This window comes from Bacillus sp. Xin1 (assembly GCF_013314535.1).
GTDB lineage: Bacteria > Bacillota > Bacilli > Bacillales > Bacillaceae_G > Bacillus_A.
This window is the reverse complement of the sequence record NZ_JABUAE010000176.1, coordinates 1-538: the sequence shown is the minus strand read 5'-3', so window position 1 is coordinate 538 and position 538 is coordinate 1. Positions and strand designations below refer to the sequence as shown.

The 538-nt window shown below is 34.9% G+C and carries 1 protein-coding gene; it reads right to left on the bottom strand.

Annotated elements, in window-relative coordinates; translation table 11 throughout:
• Nucleotides 1–22 precede the first annotated feature (22 nt).
• Nucleotides 23–538 (bottom strand): IS3 family transposase (locus HRG09_RS28380; protein WP_174104108.1); only part of this gene is annotated, 516 nt, incomplete at its 5' end.

Sequence of the window (538 nt, the reverse complement as noted above, 5' to 3'; positions counted from 1 at the left end):
AAAAGTTAGACATATTATTTTATTAGGCAGCCCCTTTGGTATGTGTTCGGTATTGCACCGGACTCATACCTTTTAATTTTGCCTTAATTCGTTTGTGATTATAATATTCTACATACTTAGCCAACTCTTTTTTAAAATGTTCTACACTTTCAAATTCTTGTAGATAAAGAAGTTCAGATTTCATGATGCCAAAGAAATTCTCAATCACTGCGTTGTCGTAACAATTCCCTTTCCGTGACATGCTTTGTGTAATGCCATGTTTTGTAAGGGAACAACGGTATTTCTCCATTTGATAATGCCAACCTTGATCAGAATGGATAAGGGGCCTATCGGCCTCTGTTAAACGTTCCAAAGCTTGATTTAACATGTTGGAAACCAGGGAATAGGTTGGTTTGGAAGAGATGGTATACGTTATAATTTCTCCATTAAATAAATCTAACATGGGTGACATATATAACTTTTCTCCAAGTATTTTAAACTCTGTGATATCCGTAACCCATTTTTCATTTGGTTTTTCCGCTTGAAAATTACGCTCTAA